The 14654-nt window shown below is 69.5% G+C and carries 16 protein-coding genes; 9 read left to right on the forward strand and 7 right to left on the reverse strand.

The genetic code is table 11. The features are described from left to right. Positions 1 to 23: 23 nt before the first annotated feature. The 3 genes from ACIBK0_RS18245 (at position 24) to ACIBK0_RS18255 (ending at position 2821) form a co-directional block, all read left to right on the forward strand. The gene (locus tag ACIBK0_RS18245) at positions 24 to 875 is read left to right on the forward strand and encodes an ABC transporter permease (RefSeq protein WP_399080949.1); all 852 of its coding nucleotides are present in this window, start codon (positions 24 to 26) and stop codon (positions 873 to 875) included. An 11-nt stretch (positions 876 to 886) separates the two neighbouring features. Beyond that, on the forward strand, positions 887 to 1897 hold the full coding sequence (locus ACIBK0_RS18250; RefSeq protein WP_399080765.1) for an ATP-binding cassette domain-containing protein: 1011 nt from the start codon (positions 887 to 889) through the stop codon (positions 1895 to 1897). Between the two features lie 63 nt (positions 1898 to 1960). Continuing rightward, positions 1961 to 2821, forward strand: a complete 861-nt coding sequence (locus ACIBK0_RS18255; protein ID WP_399080767.1) for a DUF1707 domain-containing protein — start codon at positions 1961 to 1963, stop codon at positions 2819 to 2821. 105 nt (positions 2822 to 2926) lie between these two features. Here ACIBK0_RS18255 and ACIBK0_RS18260 read toward each other — a convergent pair whose 3' ends face one another. Then, entirely contained in the window at positions 2927 to 4309 is a 1383-nt protein-coding gene (locus ACIBK0_RS18260) for an SGNH/GDSL hydrolase family protein (protein ID WP_399080769.1), read from the reverse strand. 207 nt (positions 4310 to 4516) lie between these two features. On the opposite strand from ACIBK0_RS18260, the gene ACIBK0_RS18265 reads away from it, so the two are divergent. The 3 genes from ACIBK0_RS18265 (at position 4517) to ACIBK0_RS18275 (ending at position 7999) form a co-directional block, all read left to right on the forward strand. Then, positions 4517 to 5881: a DUF445 domain-containing protein gene (locus ACIBK0_RS18265; protein ID WP_399080771.1), complete on the forward strand. Its 1365-nt coding sequence runs from the start codon at positions 4517 to 4519 to the stop codon at positions 5879 to 5881. Positions 5882 to 5932: 51 nt separating this feature from the next. Continuing rightward, positions 5933 to 7435, forward strand: coding sequence for an MFS transporter (locus tag ACIBK0_RS18270; protein WP_399080773.1), 1503 nt, complete (start codon positions 5933 to 5935; stop codon positions 7433 to 7435). Positions 7436 to 7534: 99 nt separating this feature from the next. Next, entirely contained in the window at positions 7535 to 7999 is a 465-nt protein-coding gene (locus tag ACIBK0_RS18275; protein ID WP_399080775.1) for a hypothetical protein, read from the forward strand. A 99-nt stretch (positions 8000 to 8098) separates the two neighbouring features. Here the strand turns inward: ACIBK0_RS18275 and ACIBK0_RS18280 are convergent, their stop codons facing one another. Both ACIBK0_RS18280 and ACIBK0_RS18285 read right to left on the reverse strand, forming a co-directional pair. Continuing rightward, on the reverse strand, positions 8099 to 8608 hold the full coding sequence (locus ACIBK0_RS18280) for a levansucrase (protein WP_399080777.1): 510 nt from the start codon (positions 8606 to 8608) through the stop codon (positions 8099 to 8101). Between the two features lie 116 nt (positions 8609 to 8724). Continuing rightward, on the reverse strand, positions 8725 to 9201 hold the full coding sequence (locus ACIBK0_RS18285; protein WP_399080779.1) for a DUF2269 family protein: 477 nt from the start codon (positions 9199 to 9201) through the stop codon (positions 8725 to 8727). A 207-nt stretch (positions 9202 to 9408) separates the two neighbouring features. Here ACIBK0_RS18285 and ACIBK0_RS18290 point away from each other — a divergent pair, with 207 nt between their 5' ends. Next, positions 9409 to 10452 carry a GlxA family transcriptional regulator gene (locus ACIBK0_RS18290; protein ID WP_399080781.1) on the forward strand — a complete coding sequence of 348 codons (1044 nt, stop codon included), beginning with the start codon at positions 9409 to 9411 and terminating at the stop codon, positions 10450 to 10452. Between the two features lie 107 nt (positions 10453 to 10559). Here ACIBK0_RS18290 and ACIBK0_RS18295 read toward each other — a convergent pair whose 3' ends face one another. Together ACIBK0_RS18295 and ACIBK0_RS18300 are read right to left on the reverse strand one after the other, a co-directional pair. Beyond that, positions 10560 to 10862: a hypothetical protein gene (locus ACIBK0_RS18295; protein ID WP_399080783.1), complete on the reverse strand. Its 303-nt coding sequence runs from the start codon at positions 10860 to 10862 to the stop codon at positions 10560 to 10562. Between the two features lie 39 nt (positions 10863 to 10901). Next, positions 10902 to 11180: a DUF3500 domain-containing protein gene (locus tag ACIBK0_RS18300; RefSeq protein WP_399080785.1), complete on the reverse strand. Its 279-nt coding sequence runs from the start codon at positions 11178 to 11180 to the stop codon at positions 10902 to 10904. A 53-nt stretch (positions 11181 to 11233) separates the two neighbouring features. Between ACIBK0_RS18300 and ACIBK0_RS18305 the strand changes: the two genes are divergently transcribed. Further along, positions 11234 to 11938, forward strand: a complete 705-nt coding sequence (locus ACIBK0_RS18305; RefSeq protein WP_399080787.1) for a hypothetical protein — start codon at positions 11234 to 11236, stop codon at positions 11936 to 11938. 41 nt (positions 11939 to 11979) lie between these two features. Here the strand turns inward: ACIBK0_RS18305 and ACIBK0_RS18310 are convergent, their stop codons facing one another. Then, positions 11980 to 12519: a hypothetical protein gene (locus ACIBK0_RS18310; protein WP_399080789.1), complete on the reverse strand. Its 540-nt coding sequence runs from the start codon at positions 12517 to 12519 to the stop codon at positions 11980 to 11982. A 191-nt stretch (positions 12520 to 12710) separates the two neighbouring features. Between ACIBK0_RS18310 and ACIBK0_RS18315 the strand changes: the two genes are divergently transcribed. Next, a complete protein-coding gene (locus ACIBK0_RS18315) occupies positions 12711 to 13985 on the forward strand; it encodes a transcriptional regulator (protein WP_399080791.1) in 1275 nt (424 codons plus the stop codon). Here the strand turns inward: ACIBK0_RS18315 and ACIBK0_RS18320 are convergent. Next, complete coding sequence (locus ACIBK0_RS18320) at positions 13966 to 14628, reverse strand: HAD family hydrolase (protein WP_399080793.1); 663 nt, start codon at positions 14626 to 14628, stop codon at positions 13966 to 13968. The genes ACIBK0_RS18315 and ACIBK0_RS18320 overlap by 20 nt on opposite strands. Between the last annotated feature and the right edge of the window lie 26 nt (positions 14629 to 14654).

Here is a 14654-nt window from a genome sequence, read left to right on the forward strand (position 1 = left end):
GTTTCTTCGAGCCGCTCGGCCCGGTGGACGAGCGGTACGCGTCATGGGCCGGGAAGGGGGCGTACGCCCGCCTGCGGGAGGGAGTGCGCGCCTACCGCATGATCGCCGCCATGTGGATCCGCTCCACGATGGCCTACCGCGCCTCCTTCGCGATGACCACCCTGGGCAACTTCGCGGCGACCGCGCTCGACTTCGTCGCGATCCTGCTGATGTTCTCCCAGGTCGACCGGCTCGGCGGCTACTCGCTGCCCGAGGTCGCCTTCCTGTACGGCGTCGCGGGCACCGCCTTCGGGATCGCCGACCTGGCGCTCGGCTCGATGGACCGGCTCGGGCGCCGGGTGCGCGACGGAACGCTCGACACGCTCCTGGTGCGCCCCGTGCCCGTTCTCGCCCAGGTCGCCGCGGACCGCTTCGCGCTGCGCCGCCTCGGCAGGATCACGCAGGGACTGCTGGTCCTCGGGTACGCCATCGCCGTACTCGACATCTCCTGGACCCCGCTCCGGCTGCTGATGATCCCGCTGATGCTGCTCAGCGGCGGCGTCATCTTCTCGGCCGTGTTCGTGGCGGGCGCGGCCTTCCAGTTCGTCGCGCAGGACGCCTCCGAGGTGCAGAACTCCTTCACGTACGGCGGCGGTACGCTCCTGCAGTACCCGCCGACCGTCTTCGCCAAGGACCTGCTGCGCGGGGTGACCTTCGTGCTCCCGCTCGCCTTCGTCAACTGGCTGCCCGCGCTGTACGTGCTGGGCCGGCCCTATCCGCTCGACCTGCCGACGTGGGTCGCCTTCACACCGCCGCTGGTGGCGGCGGGCTGCTGTGCGCTGGCCGGGGTCGCCTGGCGTGCCGGCCTTCGGTCGTATCGAAGTACGGGGAGTTAGGGGAGTTGGACGTGGCAGTCGGAGTGGACGGTCAATTCAGCGGCGCGGAGGGTGACTTCATTGAGCTCGACGGTGTCGAGAAGGTCTTCGACGTGCGCAAGAAGACCGGCTTCCTGCGCAGTGAGCGGCGGCAGGTGCGCGCCGTCGACTCCCTCTCCTTCACCGTGCCGCGCGGTGAGATGGTCGGCTACATCGGCCCGAACGGTGCGGGCAAGTCCACCACCATCAAGATGCTGACCGGCATCCTCACCCCGAGCGGCGGCCGGCTACGGGTCGCCGGCATCGACCCGTCGCGCGAGCGGACGCGGCTCGCGCAGCGCATCGGGGTCGTGTTCGGGCAGCGTACGACCCTGTGGTGGGACCTCCCGCTGATCGACTCGTACCGCCTGATGCACCGCATGTACCGGATCCCGGACGGGCGTTACCGCGAGAACCTCGACCGCTGTGTCGAACTCCTGGAACTGGCCGACCTGTTGGATGTGCCCGTGCGCCAGCTCTCCCTGGGGCAGCGGATGCGCGGCGACATCGCGGCCGCGCTGCTGCACGACCCGGAGGTCCTCTATCTCGACGAGCCGACCATCGGTCTCGACGTGATCAGCAAGGCGCGGGTCCGGGAGTTCCTGCGCGAGCTGAACGTCGAGCGGGGCACGACCGTCCTGCTCACCACGCACGACCTCACCGACATCGAGCAGCTGTGCCGGCGGGTGATGGTCATCGACCACGGGCGGCTGATGTACGACGGCCCGCTGACCGGGCTGCACGAGGTGGGGGAGAGCGAGCGGACGCTGGTCGTGGACCTGGAGCGGGAGCTGCCGCCGATCGAGGTGGAGTCGGCGCGGGTGGTGAAGGTGGAGGGGCCGCGGCAGTGGCTCGCCTTCCCCGCGGCTCGGTCGGCGGCTCCGCTCGTGGCGCGTATCGCGGCGGAGTATCCGCTGGTGGATCTTTCGGTGCGGGAGCCGGACATCGAGGCGGTCATTGCCAAGATGTACGCACAAAGTGGCGCGGAGAAAGCGGTCTCGTAGCGAGTCTTCGCGGATTGGCGGGCCGCATGGCCCAGGGGCCGGGGAACTCGTAGGCTGCTGTACATGACCGACGACGAACTCCCGGAGCTGCGTGCCTCCGACGCCGATCGTGAACGAGTCGCCGAACAGCTGAGGGACGCCCTCGCGGAGGGCCGTCTCGACATGGAGGAGTTCGAGGAGCGGCTGGAGGCGACGTACAAGGCGCGCACGTACGGGGAGCTGACGCCGATCACCCGTGATCTGCCGGGCGCGGCGACCGCGGCCCCCGTCTCCATGGTCAAGCAGCCTGTGGCGAGCGGGAGTTGGGCGGCGCGGATCGTCGGCGGCGAGGGTTCGTCCTCGTGGGGTGTGGCGATCCTGTCCGGGTTCGAGCGCAAGGGGCGCTGGACCGTGCCGCGGCGCTTCAATTCCTTCGCCTTCATGGGCGGCGGTGAGATCGACCTGCGCGAGGCGAACTTCGCGGACCGCGAGGTCGTCATCAACTGCGTCGCCGTCATGGGCGGGGTGAACGTGGTCGTACCGCCCGGCGTCGAGGTCGTCGTGCGCGGCATCGGCATCATGGGCGGCTTCGACCACCGCGAGGAGGGTCAGCCCGGGGAGCCCGGCGCCCCGCGCGTGATCGTCACGGGCTTCGCCTTCTGGGGCGGCGTCGGCGTCGAACGCAAGCTGACCCGCGCCGAGCGGCTCCGCATCAAGGAGGAGCGCCGCCAGGAGAAGCTGGAACGCAAGGCGGCCCGCAAGGAGTTGCAGGGGTCCCAGGGGGCGCGGAGCGACGGTCTCGGCGACATGTACGACGCGCTCGACGAGGCCCGCGACCTGATCCGCGAACGCCACGAGGAGCGCCGCGAACGGCACGAGGAGCGCAGGGAACGCCACCGGGAGCGCCGAGAGGCCCGGGACAGGCGCCGTCACGGCGACTATTGACCCGCGGCCGGTCGGAGCGCCCCTTCAGCGGCGCGGGGCTGTGACATGGTGCGGCTCCGCCGCGTGTGCGTGACCGGCCACAACGAACCCGCAGCCGAAGGACCACTACAGCTGCGCCGGAGCCGACCCCTTCAAGTCCTCCAGGTCGAACACCTCCGCCATCCGCTTGTACCCCTTGTCGCTGGGGTGCAAGTGATCCCCCGAGTCGTAATCGCCCCGCAGCCGCCGGGGGTTGTAAGGATCACGAAGCGCCGCGTCGAAGTCGACGACGGCGTCGTACACCTTCCCCGCCCGGATCTCCGCGTTGACGGCCTGCCGCACTGCGTCCCGCGCGTCCGTGTACCCCCGGTGCCCCTGAAACGGCATCAGAGTGGCCCCGACGACCCGCAGTCCGCGGGCGTGCGCCTGCCGCACCAGCTTCCGCAGCCCGTCGGTGACGGTCCGGGGATCCACCTGATGCGGATTGCGCAGAATGTCGTTGACCCCGAGATCGATGACGACGGCCTTGACGTTCGTACGGTCGAGCACGTCACGCCCGAAGCGGGAGAGGCCACTTGGGTTGTCGGCGGGGCGGCCGAGCCCCGCGGCGAGGATCTGGTTCCCGCTGATGCCCTGGTTGACGACGCTGTAGCGCGGCACGTCGTCGGACCCCGCCGCGTCGCGCAGCCGGTCCGAAAGGGCGTCGGTCCAACGATGGTTGGCCCCGACCGTGGAGGTGATGCCGTCGGTGAGCGAGTCGCCCAGCACGACGACCGTGCCTGCCGACTCGTCGCTCAGCACGTCGAGGGCGGTCAGATAGCGCCAGTACTCGCTCTGTTCGGTGTACGCGGTGCCGGTCACGTCCTCCGTGCGGTCGCCGTCGGCGACGTACGACATCTGTCGCGCGTGCGGGTGGTAGGTGACCGGGCCGGACGGGGTGGGCGTGTACGTCGTCACGAGGACGTCCGAGCCGTGCGGGATCCGCACGCGCACGGCGTCGCTCATCACCTGCTCGCCGGCCGGGATGATGACCGAGGTGCCGCCGCCGAAGGTGAGGCGACGCATGGTGTCGGTCACGGCGGCGGCGTTGTTCACGGTCGCGGCGACGGCGATCGTGGCGTGGGTGATGCTCAGCGGCTGCTGCCCGTAGAGGTTGGACAGCGTGACGCGGGCACTCGTACCACCGGCGCTCGCGTGCACGACGTTGCGCACGGAGTGGCCCGCCATGCCGGTCGTCTCGGTGCCGGGCTCGGCTCCGACGGGGGAGGCCGACCAGGCGCCGACCCAGGTGCCGGTGGAGGCGGGGGCGGCGGAGTTGTGCGGGGCGCGGCCGCTGGCGAGGTTGTTCTGGTCGCCGCCCTCGTCGGCCGAGACGCCGACGTATATGGCGGCGGAAAGAAACACGATCACGGCAATGATCGCGGCGAGCATGGCGCCGTGCCTTGCGGGGGCTGCTGACATCGGCTGCTCCGCAGCGGGCCCCGCACCCCCGGCGTGACGCTTGGTCATGCGGTGTGTGTCTCCTCGGGCGATGGAGCCCGAGGCTCCGATGTGATCACCCCATGATGCGTCATGGGGTGGAAGAACACCGACAGCGCCCCTTAAGGGTCCCCCCGGACTATTCCCCGTCCGAACAGACGCTGGGAACTCCTGTTTCGTTCCAGGAGTCGGTCAGGAAGGGACAATGTGTACGAGGTCACTGGACGGGTGGAGCGGATGGAACGCACGAAACGGGAAGAAGCGGGTGCCGAAGGGCAGCATGCCCGGCCGGGCGCCGCCGTGAACCCCGCGGGGACCGCCCCCGCGCCGGGCCGGGCGATGACCTTCTTCAGCCCAGCCGACGAGGAGAAGCGCCGGGGCGTCCGCCGGATGAAGATCACGGCGACCGGCCTGCTGCTCTTCGTCGCCCTGGTGTACGTCCTCGCCAAGTGGGGGCAGAACTCGGGTGCCGGTGCCTGGGCGGGCTATGTCGCGGCGGCCGCCGAGGCCGGCATGGTCGGCGCGCTCGCCGACTGGTTCGCGGTCACGGCCCTCTTCCGTCACCCGCTCGGCCTGCCCATCCCGCACACCGCGATCATCCCCAACAAGAAAGACCAGCTGGGCGTCTCGCTCGGCGAGTTCGTCGGGGAGAACTTCCTCTCCGAGGAGGTCGTACGACAGCGGCTGCGTGCCGTCGGCATCGGCAGCCGGCTCGGCGCCTGGCTCGCCGAACCGGAGCACGCCGACCGTGTGACGGCGGAGCTCTCCGCTGCCCTGCGCGGCGCGCTCACCGTGCTCCGCGACTCCGATGTGCAGGCGGTCGTCGGTGAGGCGATCACCCGGCGTGCCGACGCTCAGGAGATCGCGCCCGGCATAGGGAAGATGCTGGAGAAGATCGTCCTGGACGGCGGCCACGAGCGGGTCGTCGACCTGATCTGCGTCCGCGCCCAGGAGTGGCTGGTGCTGCACGACGAGCAGGTCATGGACGCGATCGAGGGCGGCGCGCCCGGCTGGACCCCCCGTTTCGTCGACAGGAAGGTCGGCGAGCGGGTCTACAAGGAGCTGCTCCGCTTCGTCACCGAGATGCGCGACGCCCCCTCCCACCCGGCCCGCGGCGCCCTCGACCGGTTCCTCACCGACTTCGCCCGCGACCTCCAGTCCGACACGGACACGCGGGCCCGCGTGGAGCGCCTGAAGGGCGAGGTCCTCGGCCGCGGCGAGGTCCAGGACCTGATCGCCTCCGCATGGACGGCCGTGCGGTCCATGATGGTGTCCGCCGCTGAGGACGAGCGCAGCGAGTTGCGGCTGCGGGTCCGGGCTTCCTTGTTGTCCCTGGGTGCCCGGATGTCGGTGGAGCCCAAGCTCCAGGCCAAGGTCGACAGCTGGGTCGAGGGCGCGGCGGTGTACGTGGTGACGACGTACCGCAAGGAGATCACCTCGCTCATCACCGACACCGTCGCGGGCTGGGACGCCGAGCACACGACCCGGAAGATCGAGGCCCACATCGGCCGCGACCTGCAGTTCATCCGGATCAACGGCACGGTGGTGGGTTCGCTGGCGGGGCTGCTGATCTACGTCGTGTCGCGGGGACTGGGGGCGTAACGGACCCTGGGAGGGGAACCCGGGCGGGGTTCACTCAAGGGAGAGGGAGCCATGACCCCACCGGCCTCACCGGCATCCGTACCGGCCTCCACCGGAACCGTCACGACGAACGTACCCGCCCGCCTGGACCGGCTGCCGTGGTCCAAGTGGCACTGGATGATCGTGATCGGCCTGGGAACGGTCTGGATCCTGGACGGCCTGGAGGTCACCACCGTCGGCAACATCGCGGGCCGGCTCTCCGAGGACGGCAGCGGGCTGTCCATCTCCTCGGCCCAGGTCACAGGTGTCGCGGCGGCTCTCTATGTGGCGGGTGCCTGCGTGGGCGCGCTCTTCTTCGGCTGGCTGACCGACCGCCACGGCCGCAAGAAGCTCTTCATGGTGACCCTCGCCTTCTACCTCTCCGCGACCGCGCTGACCGCGCTGTCCTTCGACGCCTGGTGGTTCTTCACCTTCCGCTTCCTGACCGGCTTCGGCATCGGCGGTGAGTACGCGGCCATCAACTCGGCGATCGACGAGCTCATCCCCGCCAAGTTCCGCGGCCGGGTCGACCTGATCATCAACGGCAGCTACTGGCTCGGCGCGATCGGCGGCGCGCTGTTGTCCATCCTGATGCTGAACACCGACATCTTCCCCAAGGACCTCGGCTGGCGGCTGACCTTCGGTCTCGGAGTGGTCCTCGGGCTGGTGATCCTGCTGGTCAGGCGGCATGTGCCGGAGAGCCCGCGGTGGCAGTTCGTACACGGTCGCGGAGAAGACGCGCAGGCGCTGGTCAGCGGGGTGGAGCGGGCGATCGAGGAGGAGAAGGGCAAGCCACTGCCGCGCCCGCAGGGCGAGATCACCATCCAGCAGCGCAAGAGCATCGGCTTCGGCATCATCGCGAGGACCGTCTTCAGGCACTACCCGAAACGGGCCGTGCTCGGCCTCGCCCTCTTCATCGGTCAGGCCTTCCTCTACAACGCGATCACCTTCGGCTTCGGCGCCATCCTCACCAAGTTCTTCGACGTGCCCTCCGGGGGAACCGGTTACTACTTCGCCGTCATCGCGGCCGGCAACTTCCTCGGCCCACTGCTGCTGGGCAAGCTCTTCGACACGGTCGGCCGCCGGGTGATGATCTCCTCGACGTATCTGATCTCGGGTCTGCTGCTCTTCGGCACGGCGTGGCTCTTCGACCGGGGCTCGCTGAGCGCGGTGACGATGACGACGTGCTGGTGCGTGGTGCTGTTCTTCGCCTCGGCGGGCGCCTCCAGCGCGTATCTGACCGTCTCGGAGATCTTCCCGCTGGAGACGCGAGCGATGGCCATCGCCTTCTTCTACGCCATCGGAACGGCCGCCGGCGGCATCAGCGGCCCGCTCGTCTTCGCCGACCTCACCGAGTCCGGAGTCGTCGGCGACACGGTGCTCGCCTTCCAGATCGGCGCGGGCCTGATGTGCGCGGCGGGCCTGGTCGCCGCGTTCCTCGCGGTGAACGCCGAGCGCCGCTCCCTGGAGGACATCGCCACACCGCTGTCGGTGGCACCGGCCGGGGCCGCCGCGTCCGCCAGGTCGGCGACATGACGTCGCTCGCCCCCGGGCATGGCTGAGTAGCGGCTGAGTATGTGGTTCTGAGTACGCGTACTCTGTCGGCCCGCCGCCCGGGCAGGAACCCTCGTACGCATGACCGAGAAGCTGCTCCGCCCCTTGCGAACGCGCCCTTGGCCGGAACGCTGGCTGACGCGCGTGCTCGGCGCCGCCCTCTCCGCGGCGGCGTATCTCCTCTGCCTGCCCTGGGATCTGCGCAACCGCCCCGAGACGGCGGATTCGAGCCTCGAGACGACGCCGGTGACCAACCTGGGCGTCGTGTTCCTCGCCCTGATCCTGCTGCTCCTCGCCGCCTACTTCGGCCACCGGGACGCGCTGGCCTGGCCGTTGCTGCTGGTGGCGGTGCCGCCGGCGGCCCTGCTGTACGTGTCCCTGCGCACGCACCCCGGGCCGCCCGACGGCTTCGCGAACGCGTGGCCGCTGGCGTGGGCGTTCTTCACGCTGCTGGGGGCCGCCGGGGTACTCGTCGTGGCCACGGTGGCACGGCAGTTCAGGGCCGACCTGGTGGACGAGGAGCTGACCCTGGCCCACCACATGTGACAGGGGTGGAGGCGTCGGGGGCGCCCGAGGGCCTCTGGCCGGCGGCCCCCGACGTCTCACCCGCCGCCGACCCACGTCCCACTGGCGGCCACCCACCTCTCACTGGCCGTAGAAGTACCGCGACCCCTTCTCGATGAAGTACGAGGCGTAGACGCGCCCGAGGGCCGGCTTGCCGCGGTACATGCCCACGTACTGGCGGGCGCTGTCGACCACGACGGGCCGCGTCATACAGGCGAACTTGATGCGCTGCTGCTCCTCCGCCCACCGCACGGCGGCCGGATCGACCCGGTCGCTGACGAGCAACGGGAAGGCGCCGACCCCGTTCTGCATGCCGACGGGGAGGCCGCCCTTGGTGTCCTTGGCGTACTTCATCACCTGGTCGGTGAAGGCGGCGATGGCGGGGACCGTTATCTCCGGGACCGCCGCGGCCACGGTGAACAGGTGCAGCTTCGTGGCCATCCAGCGCATCTTGAAGTCGGCCCGCCGCCCCACGAGGACGGGCACCCCGGCCCAGTCCTCCCATCGTGTGGCACACCCGTCGGCCGTGAGCCGACCTTCCACCGAGGCGAGGTAGGCCTGCGGCGCCGCTTGCTCTTGCTGTCCGTACATGGGCGGGATCCTAAGCCCCTGTGCCGGGCAGCCGGTCGGCGGTGGTCCTGCCGCACGACATGGACTAGGAATGCCGTATCCGCAGAGAGGTCCGACAAGCGTGAGCCGTGCAGGGGCTACGCCCCCGTGGTGGATCCCGGGCGAATGATCATCAGGATCGTGACGGTGGCCCAGAGAAGGTTGAAGATCCCGGTGAACATGGCGAGCCGAACGGTCGCGTTCCGGGCAACCGTGACCTCCCCGCCCCCGGCATCCCGTACCCCCTCCGCGATCGCGTCCTGCCCGGGCAGGACCAGGGCGATGAGCACGACCGCGGCGACGGCCGTCAGCGCGATCGAGACGATCAGCCAGGTGTCGCCGAGTACGCCCATGTTGCTCGCCGTGGCGAACCCGAAGACGGGAACGACGACGCCGACGGTGGCGTACATCCGGCAGATGCGGTGCAGCAGCCGCACGGTCGACACGGCCTGGGTGTTTTTCGGATCGGCGAGGGCCTTGCGCGCACTGGGCGGGAACATGCTCGCGGCGACGGTGACGGGCCCGACGGCGATGATCGCTGCGAGGACGTGAACGGCGAGGAGGAACTTGGTCACAGGGTGACGCTATGGGCGGCGCGGATCTTGGAGAAGTGGCGGTTCTGCCAGTGCTCAACGGATTCTCGCCAGCGGCCGCCAAAGAGGTCCACGACGCGGCTGAGAAGCGGCGCCGCGCCTGACAGGGTTCTCACCCGGGGGTTTCCAGGCTGCCGGTGCCGGCTGGACGGCGCTGACTGGATCCCGTTGGAGCCTTATCCTCCAGCCATGCACACCGTGGCCGTACTGGCGCTCGACCAGGTCATCCCGTTCGACCTCTCCGCCCCGATCGACACCTTCGGCTGGGCCCGGCTGCCGGACGGCCGGGCGGCGTACCGGATCCGGGTCTGTTCGGTCACGGCGGACGAGGAGGTGAGCGCGGGCCCGTTCGCGGTGCGTGCCCCCTACGGTCTGGAGGCGCTGGCGGAAGCGGACACGATCGTCCTGCCCGGCATCGCCGACCCCACCGTCCCGCTCCCGCCGGGCGTGGCGGAGGCGCTGCGCGCGGCGGCCGCGAACGGCACCCGGATCGCCTCGATCTGCGTCGGCGCCTTCGTCTTCGCCGCCACCGGCCTGCTGGACGGGCTGCGCGCGACCACCCACTGGGTCGCGGCCCAGGACCTGGCGGCCATGTACCCGGCGGTGGCCGTCGATCCGAACGTCCTCTACGTCGACAACGGCCAGTTCCTCACCTCGGCGGGCGCGGCCGCGGCCCTCGACATGTGCCTGCACATGATCCGCAAGGACCACGGCTCCGCCGTCGCCGCGCATGCCGCCCGGATGTCCGTCATGCCGCTCGAACGGGAGGGCGGCCAGGCCCAGTTCATCGTCCATGACCAGCCGCCGGTACCGGTCGGCGCCACGATGGAGCCCTTCCTCGCCTGGCTGGAGGAGAACGCGGGCCACGACCTGACCCTGGAGGACATCGCCGCCCGCGCCGGCATGAGCACCCGCACCCTCAACCGCCGCTTCCGCGAACAGACCGGCACGACGCCCCTCCAGTGGCTGCACCGGGCGCGGGTACGGCGCGCCCAGTACCTCCTGGAGACGACCACGTACCCGGTCGAACGCATCGCGGTCCAGGCGGGGTTCGGCTCGCCGACGGCGTTCCGGGAACGGTTCAAGCGGGTGGCGGGAACGAGCCCCAACGCGTATCGGCGGGCGTTTCAGGGGGCGGGCTCGGTCGCGGGGCCCGCGTCAGCGCCTTCGTCCGGGGCCGTGTCAGCGTCCGCATCCGGCGCGGCATCCGTGTCCGCCGCGGCGGCCTCGTAGGCGCGCAAGGTGTCGTGACGTCGTCCAGGTGACGGCGCCGCCGCCCGGCTGTGGTCGGCGTGGCGTCCGACGTGACGCCGCCGCCCCCGGCTGTGGCGTGGGCCGGCTCAGGCCCGCCGGTCGGCCACGGCCCACGAGGCGAGGGCCACGGCTCCGGCGACGCCGAACACGGCGGGCCAGGCACCCACCTTCTTGGCCAGCGGATGAGACCCGGCGAAGGCGGCGACGTAGGCGGCGGTCAGCGCCCCGGCGGCCTTCCCGCCGGCCTGCTGCTTCCACTGCTGCGCGGCCGTGGCCCCGGCGGCGGCCAGCACGACCCCGCCCAGCTGCCGCTTCTTGGTCCAACGGGCCACGCCGTACCCACCGATGAGTCCACTCGCGGCCACCGCCGCGGCCGGTACCTTCGCCATTGCTGCCTCCCGCTGCTGCGTCTGTCGAACGAACCGAGGCTAACTCGCCCGTGCTCGTCGACGGACGCCCGCCCGGTCATGCCTTGTTGTTCGGCATGGCGAAGCCGGCCGCGGCGACCTCAGGGCTCGCCGGTATCCATCGACGTTGCTCCAGGCCGGCCATTCGTCGTCGTCGACGTCGAACACCGAGGCCCGCCGCTCCTTGGTGGACAGCCCGTCCAGGAAGGCATGCGCGGCATTGACCACCGCGTCGGTGGAGACGTCGGTGGAGTGGATCGCGAGGTCGTCGGCGACCTTGCCGTCGGTGGTGACGCCCACGGTTAGACCCCCCTCCGGCGGGACTGTCAGTGGCACCCGCTTGGATGTGCCCCATGACTGCTCACGACGTCGCCCGGGCGCTCCCCGACATCGAATCCCTGAAAGACCTCTGCCGCTCGATGGCCATGGCCGAGGCGATAGTCAACCCCGAAGGCGAGCGCTACTACTCGTACGACGCCAAGTGGTCGGACACCGAGGAACTGGCCTCGATGAGCAACGGATCCGGCGACGAGTACGACATAGTCTTCGCCCCCACCGGCGCCTACATCCGCGGCTTCGACCACGAGTCCCCCCTGAGCCCGTACCACCACGACGACGTGCCCGCTCCATGGCCGGGTGTCCTGGACTCCGTACCCGAGCCCTTCCAGTGTTACGTCGACGAGCCCGCCTTCACGGACGAGGACGGAACGCCCGTGGTGACGGTGTGCGTGTGGCGCGAGTCGACAGACCGGTCCTGGAAAACCGGAGAGATCACCTTCCCCGAAGGACACCCGGACCCCGACGGCTCGGACTGGCTGTTCGAACTGCTCCTCGCCCCGACGCCGGAGGCCTTCCAGGAGTTCGCAGAGGACTACTACGAGACGACCATCGACATCGAGCCCGTACGCCACCTGTACGACCTGCGCCCACTGGACCGGGCGCAGATCACCAAACTCAACCCCTCGGCGTCCCTGGAGGATGTCGCTGAAGCCGCTGCGGAAATCGGCTATCCGATGGCGAACGACATGCCGTCGTCGAAGTCTCCGAGGTCGATGTAGTGCGTCGCCACATCAGGGAGCGGTCCTATCGCCTGGGTCGCTCAAGTGATCGCTGGGGTGCCGTCACAGCTTCGCTGGTTGGATGAGCACAGCCCCGCTGTCTCGATGAGTCGCCGCTGCCCGGCCTCGACCAGGGCGGCCACAGCCTGCGACGGACAAAGGTCGCCGGGGTACCGCGGTGTCACCACCCAATAGGTGCCAGGTGGTTCACGGCGGTCGATGCGAGGTACACCCAGGTAGGTGCCCTGCCCAAGGCAAGGTGCGACATCGGCGTGCGGCCAGACGAGTTCGGTGTCCCGCTGGATCAGGGCGTAGTACGTGACACCTACGGCTCGACGGTCGTAGACGACTGGGCCGCACAGCAACTCTCGTAGCGCTGCCGCCACTTCGGTCGAGTCGTCGGAATCGACGACGGCGTGAACGGCATCCGTGGTCATCCGCACCGCGGCGAACCGTTTGCCGAGTGGCAGCAGGGCGACACCGTGCGTCGACCATTCCGTCCAGACCTGCCGCGGCACTGGGTGCTCCATGGTGAGCCACTCGGCAATTTCCCTGTCCGTCGTCTGCTGTGTGTCGCCCACGGCGTACCCCTGTCCTCATCGGCGGTTTCGCTGGTGAGACTCAGACTGGACGTCCACTGCATTCGATTCGAGGACCTTTGGAGGCCATCAAGAGGACATCTATAGGGCTTACTTGGCGCCTTTGAGTGACGAGACGCGCCACATCGGACTTACTGTGGGGCGATGAGCACAGTCTCCCTGAGGAGGAACTCATGCCCCGTCCCACTGGCAATGTCCGCCTGAAGGCCGCTCGCGTGGCCGCAGGTTTCAACTCGCAGCAGAATTTGGCCGATGCCCTGACCGAGGCCGCTCAGCAGCTTGGCCTCCGCGGCTTGTCGATCGGTGTACGTCAGGTCCGGCGCTGGGAGTCCGAGAGCCCTCCGTGGCCGCAACCGGACTGTCAGCGGGTACTCGTCCATTTGCTTGGGCAGAGCGTGGAATCCCTTGGCTTCACGCCTCCGTGGGGTTCTGACGGGACACACCCCGATCGCATGCGTCGCACTCTTGTGACCGGCGGCGCAGCCGCTGTCGGGCTTGCCTTCGTACCGGGGCGAGCGGCTGCGACAACACAACCGGCCAGCGCCGGCGTGGATTTCGAGGCCGTGACGCGATCGCACCGGCGGCTGTACTGGTCGGTGTCCCCGGACAAGCTGCATCCCGCTGTGACCGCGCACGCCGCGTTGGGATGCGCGCTGCTGTCGGAGACGAGTGGTTCCACACGCCGTACCGTGGCTGCGGCACTGGCCGAGTCCTACCTCCTGGCGGGCCGGATCGAGTTCTTCGATCGCCGCGAACCGAGCACCGCGAACGACACCCTCCTCTTGGCTCTCCAGGCCGCGGGCGAGGCCGATGACCCTCTTCTCGGCTCGGCGGTCATCGCACATATGGCGTTCATCCCCGGCTGGGTGGGCGACAGCGACGCGGCACTGGAGCGGATGGTCGCGGCACGCACGTACGCCCGTCGCGCCCCTGCCTCCGCGGAGTTCCTCGCGTGGCTCGACGCTGTCGAAGCCGAATGCGAGACCCGTTGCGGGAACACGCGTACCGCACTCCACCTGATCGGGCACGCCGAAGACGTGATCACCACTGGGAACGAGTACGCGTCGCCCGAGTGGATGGACTGGTTCTCTCCCGCCCGTCTGGCAGCCTTCAAGGGCAACACCCAGCTGATCGCCGGGCACCTCCCTCAAGCGCGCGAGACCCTGCTCCGTGTTCTGGACGAGATGCCAGTGAGCGAGGACAAGCAACGCACCGTTGTCTACGGTGACTTGGCCGCCGTCGAAGCCGCTTCGGGAAAGCCGGGGCAGGCGTGCGAGTACGTGGGTCGCGCTCTCGACCAGCTCGCCCTCACGTGGTACGCGACCGGAATGGACCGAGTGCGAGAGGTTAGGCGAGCGCTGGCCCCCCACCAACACGAGCCCTGCGTCCGCGACCTCGACGACCGGATCTACGGATGGTCGACGACACTCAGCGCGCTGAGCCGTTGAAGTCGTGGATCAACCTCGAGAGTTCTAGGAGGCTGCCGACGCGAAACGTCGGCAATTGCCGGGCCTCGGGGCTTTTCCACTGGATCGTGGCCCACGGTCCGCGACGCACGAGCGCGGTGTGCATCCCCGCCTCTACGGCGGGTCGGATGTCGTTGTCGCACCGATCCCCGACGTAGAGGATCTCGTCACTCTCGAAGGGCACTACGGCCGCGACGCGCTTGAAGAACTCCGGGTCGGGCTTACTGGCACCCCAATCGTCCGACGTGCCGATCAGATCGACGTCCTCGGAGAACAGTGAGCGGAGAATGCGCCCCGCGCGCACAGTCTGGTTGCCCGCGATACCGAGCCACAGGCCATCGGCGCGGAGCTCTGCCAGAGCGGGTCGGACGTCTTCGTACAGGTCGTCTTCCCCGAATGTTTCCGGTTGGCCAGAAGCGGCCCGCTTCTCGCGCTCCGCGTACAGGTCGAACCCGGGCCGGAACTCCTCGAACGTCTCGCGATAGTCGCGGCCTTGCGCGATCACCGCGCCGAACATCGCGTGAAAGGTGTGCCGAGACACGCCCAGCCAGTCGGCCCAAGTCCCGTACTCACGGGTCTCGTCCACCAGGCATTCACCGACGTCGAACACGACTGCGCGAATCATGGCGGCAGGGTATCGAGGTGCGCACC

Origin of the sequence: Streptomyces sp. NPDC050564 (assembly GCF_044457265.1) — a bacterium.
Lineage (GTDB): Bacteria > Actinomycetota > Actinomycetes > Streptomycetales > Streptomycetaceae > Streptomyces.